This window comes from Leptolyngbya sp. GB1-A1 (assembly GCF_039962475.1).
GTDB lineage: Bacteria > Cyanobacteriota > Cyanobacteriia > Elainellales > Elainellaceae > Leptolyngbya_A.
The window spans coordinates 1-5,001 of the sequence record NZ_JAMPLI010000108.1; the positions used below are offsets into that span (position 1 = coordinate 1).

2 protein-coding genes are annotated in these 5,001 nt (G+C 45.9%); both read right to left on the reverse strand.

Going from position 1 to position 5,001, the window contains the following annotated elements; all coding sequences use genetic code 11:
- Positions 1-47: 47 nt before the first annotated feature.
- The gene (locus NDI45_RS30575; protein WP_348250041.1) at positions 48-677 is read right to left on the reverse strand and encodes a response regulator transcription factor; all 630 of its coding nucleotides are present in this window, start codon (positions 675-677) and stop codon (positions 48-50) included.
- 7 nt (positions 678-684) lie between these two features.
- Positions 685-4,539 carry a PAS domain S-box protein gene (locus tag NDI45_RS30580; protein WP_348250042.1) on the reverse strand — a complete coding sequence of 1,285 codons (3,855 nt, stop codon included), beginning with the start codon at positions 4,537-4,539 and terminating at the stop codon, positions 685-687.
- Between the last annotated feature and the right edge of the window lie 462 nt (positions 4,540-5,001).

Consider the following 5,001-nt stretch of genomic DNA (forward strand, 5'->3'; position numbering starts at 1 on the left):
GCTGGCTCTAACTTAAGTTAGAATCCGAATTCGATCGAAAGTACATCCTACAAATTCACAATGCCGCGTTTAACAGCAACAATCACAGCTTGAGTGCGATCGCTAACATCTAATTTATTCAAAATGCGATTGACATGAGATTTGACAGTACCTTCACCGATGCTCAAAGCAGTCGCAATATCGGCATTACTCATCCCCTGTGCTAGTGAACGGAGTACCGCCAGTTCTCGTTCACTCAGTTCTGGATTGCTGAGGTGCTGTACCAACTTTGCTCCCACATCGGGCGGAATGTACTTCTGCCCCCGATGAACGGTACGAATGGCATTCAGAAGCTCGTCCGGTTCAGTTTCTTTCAATAGATATCCTTTTGCGCCTGCCTGCAATCCCCGATAAATATCTTCGTCACTATCATATGTGGTTAGTACAATAATCCGAGCGGATTTAGCAGCAGCACAAATTACGCCGATGGCGGCAACTCCTCCTACTTCCGGCATTCGCAGATCCATGAGTGTGACATCCGGTTGGTGTTCCCCAAATAGAGCGATCGCCTGTTCCCCATTTTCGGCTTGGGCAATCACCTGCATATCTGGGTCACGGTTAATAATCGTGGCTAATCCTTGCCGAAAAATGGCATGATCGTCCGCAATTAGAACTCGAATGGTTGTGGCTTGGCTCATCGTGATGCTACTTCCGATTGACGGTGACAATAATTTCTGTTCCCTGCCCAGGTTGACTTCCAATCGTGAGTTGTGCGCCGATGCGCTCTGCCCGTTCGCTCATGCCGAGTAAGCCAAAACCCTCAGAGGCTGGAATATTCCCCACTCCAAAGCCCTGCCCATTGTCTCTCACGCGCAAGCAAACCTGATCGCGATCGTAGACTAGCTCCACTCGAATTTCATCAGCATTGGCATGTTTAATCGCATTGGTTAATGCTTCCTGCCCCATCCGCAGTAGATTATTCTCGACTTCAGTAGGGAGAGCATACACTGCCCCCTCGATCTCATAGTGCAAAGTAGTATCCATTGCGGCAGCTCTAGTCTGAGCGATGAGACGATGGAGAGCGCTCTGTAAATTGCCTTCTTCCAAAAGCTGAGGACGCAGCGCGACGACCGATCGACGTGCTTCAGCCAGTCCAGTTCGCGCCAATTCTTTGATCAGGTCTAGATGTGCCCCAGTTGCTTCTACATCATCCGTTAGCACTTGGCTTGCAGCTCCGACCTGAGCCAGAATGCCTGTAAACGACTGAGCGAGTGTGTCGTGAATTTCGCGTGCCATGCGGTTGCGCTCCTCTAAAATTGAGGCTGCTTCTGCTTGCTTTTGCAGCGTAATGTCTCGCGCCAACCAAATCACCTGTTCGTGCCGAATCGGGGCAATGCGAGCCGAAAACCAGACTTCTCGTCCAGCTATCCACTGGCATTCAGTGTATTCAACGGTGAGTACTTGTTGGGTTTTCACCACCTGCTGAATATAATTCAGGAATTCATCAGCTTGTTCCTTGGCATAGAGTTGATGCAGTGTTTTACCAATATATTCCTTTATATACTCCTCTCCATAGGATGGATTTCCTGGGATTGCGTCGATCACTTGCCCTTCAGCATTGTAAACACACAGCGGATCGGGAATGGCTGAGAAGAGCGCTCGCAGTTCTGCTTCAGAGGCTTGCAGCGCGGCTTCTGCCTGTTTGCGATCGCTAATATCTACAACCACCCCTTCGATGTATCCATCGGCTGCATTCAGATAAGAAGAGAAAAGTACCCAAAACAATGTCCCATCTCGTTTCCGCACCTGGGCTTCAAAGTTTCGCACTTCCCCATCCCGCTTCAGCAACTCAAGGAATTGTTGGCGATCGCTGGGATTGACATAGTAGCCTGCGGTGTGTTCAATCCCAATGATCTCCTCTGGTGAGTCAAAGCCATACAGATTGGCAAAGCATTGATTGGCATTGAGAATTAACCCATCACCAATGCGGGTGCGGTAGATGCCAACCTGGGAGTTTGCAAAGATAGCTCGGAATTTAGCTTCACTGCGTTGTAGAGCCTCTTCTGCTTGTTTACGCTGGGTGGTGTCATTGCCCACCGATAAGATTTCAACGACCTCTCCCTGTTCATTGAAGATGGCTTGATTCGACCAGGACATCCAAACTCGTCGACCGTCTCGACACAGGTTTTCACCCTCGCTTTGCGGGTACGATTGAGGATTGCGAAGTAAATTATGAACAAGGGGTTTGACATCGCGTCCAGAGGTTTCGATGTCTGGAATGATGGTTTCAAATAGGGTTCGCCCTAAAATCTGATGTTCTTCATAGCCCAACAATTTCACTCCATAATCGTTGATGTAGTGAATTCGTCCTTGCGTGTCATAGCGAATGATAACGGAATTCGCGGTTTGTAGCAGGTTGCGATAATTCGCTTCACTTTGTCTCAATGCGGCTTCGGTCTGTAGACGTTCAGCGATTTCCTGCTGTAGGGATTGAGTTCGCTCTTCTACCTTCCTTTCCAATGTTTCGGTATAGTCTGCTAACTGTTCATATAACCGAGCATTCTCCAGTGAAATTGCTGCCTGAGCCATCAACAGTTTGAGGACTTGTAAGCGATCGCGGGTAAACACTCCGGTACTGAGATTGTTCTCCAGATAAAGGATGCCGATCATCTGACTTTGCTTGAGAATTGGCATACACAGGAGCGATCGCGTCTGTTGCTTTTGAATATAAGGATCAGTCAAAAAAGATGGTTCACTGACTGCATCATCAAACACCAGAGTTTCTTGAGTACGTTCTACTGAGTAAATGACGGGGACAGGAATCGTTGCACAGTCAGTAACAGCGATCTTTTCCAGGTTGCACTGTCTACTCCCACTACACTGAGCCACCACAGTGAGTTGATCGTCTTCTAGGAGCACTAGAACGCCTGTTTCGGCTCCGGCATTTTCTATCACCACCTGCATTAACGTGGCGATCAATTGATCGAGATGGATTATTTCTGAAAGAGCTTGAGCTGCTTTCATTACCGCAGCCAAATCGATCGCCGCAGTCGGATGAAGGGTCGTTTTAGCGGTCAAGATTGAGTTCGATTGCCGAATCAGGTTGGAATTGAGTAGTTGTGGATAGCGTTTTTCTAAATCTTTGACTTTAGCAGTTGCGCCCCATCTTTCATAGCAGTAGTGTGCTTCTTTCATGTAGATCTGAGCAATCTTTTCCCGACCTCGCGCTAGATAATGTTTTGCAGCCAATTCGTATGCTAACGCCTCTTCCTGGATATATTCATTTTCTCTGGCTCCTTGAATCGCCTGTTCATAAAACTCTTCAGCCTCAAGAAATTGCCTTAAGACTCGTGCTTTCTCTGCTTCGACTAGATAAAATTTATGTAAATAATTCATTGGGGCGTGTTCTGCCCATTTCTGCATTTTTTCTTGGTTGGTGTTAACGCAGTTTAGCCAAGCTGCTTTTTCAGAGTTTGAAGCATCGAGCAATAGGCTCAAAAGCGCCAGCGAATGATAGAAACAGAATATAGGTAGACTTATTATTGCTGACACCTCTTCAAAATGTTGCCTTGCCAAAATAGCAGTCTGTACAGCTTGATGGTGTTCTTCAAATAGATAACACAACATGACTTTGTGTAAATAGAGTATTTGAATTACAGTTCTATCTTTAACTGCAATAGCGTGTGATAACGCCTCCTCTTCATTACAAACCCGACCAACTAAGCGACTGGGATTCTCAGATCTATCTAACAAATTAAGAATTGTCTGCCACACTATTGCAAGCCAATTCGAGGGGCTTTTCCGTCTGATTTGATTGGTCGCTTTGCTATAGGTTGCTGTTTTTTGTTCCAGTTGGGTGAGTTCCTCTCCAGCAGAAAACGAGTTATAGCATATGTTATAGGCAGCATAACCAGCACATTCAAAGTCTCCAGTTTCCACTCCACTTTGATAGGTATCAGCCAGCATTGGTATTATGTTCCTAAGATGCACCTTCCATTGCAGGATATGGGTACCCGAAAACCTTAGGGTTCTAGCCTTGCCTCTTTTGTTATTCAATCGTTCTGCTGAGGTAAGAGCCAATTGACCAAATTTATAGCCGAGTTCAATGTCTTGAACAACTCCACATAGAACAAATCCGTAGGCAGCATAATACATCGGTGACCAGATAGCATTACCGTAGTTGATTGATAAATTTACCGTTTTGCATATAATCAGTATCCACAGTGCTGGTAACGTTATAAATGCAGCAGACCCGATATTCGATAAGATTGTTATAGCTGCCAGTGGTTCTGGTGCAGCAATCTCTGGTAAATTACTCAAGTCTTCGATTTCTCGCTCAGCGAGTAATGCAGCCGTTGACTCCAATTCCCTTTGAATATCTAACTGACTTGGATTTTCTATTAAATCTATTCCCAGGAGCTTTAACGCTTCCAATCCAGTTTTGAGTGTTTCTTTCAGGTTGCCCTGCGACAAATATCCTTGAATTTTGCTATCGTAAACCTGCACTTTGTCAACCACTGTTTTGGCACGATCGAGTACCACTTCTACCAACCGTTCCATCTCATCAAAGCAACCCTGGAGATACGCCGCTTCTGCTGCTTCTGAGTACAACGCTAAGGTGAGGTCATACTCACTGAGCCAACTCTCTGAATTGAGGAGTTTAAGCCCTATAGTGAAATACTTAAAAGCTGCTTCATAAGCCGTTGCTGCCTTTGCTTTCTGACCTGCCCTTAAGTTCAATCTGGCAATTTCAGTTCGTTCTGATCGAGCAGTGACTAGCTCAAGTCCTTGATTGAGATGATCGATGATTTCAAACAACCGATCAGATCGTTGCTCTGGTGAAGTTTTTTCGAGCAAATTGCCACCGATTTGGAGATGCACAACCTGTTTCTGCGATTCATCAATCAAAGCATAAGCCGCTTGCTGAACGCGATCGTGCAGAAACTTATACTCTTGAACCAACAAGTCTTCATCCAAGTCAGACAGAGGTTGAATTAATCCTGCTTGTATTGCTGCTAGTAG

Coding starts and splice junctions, on each gene's coding strand:
- NDI45_RS30575 (WP_348250041.1), bottom strand. CDS start 677: ATGAGCCAAGCCACAACCATTCGAGTTCTAATTGCGGACGATCATGCC.
- NDI45_RS30580 (WP_348250042.1), bottom strand. CDS start 4,539: ATGGAACGGTTGGTAGAAGTGGTACTCGATCGTGCCAAAACAGTGGTT.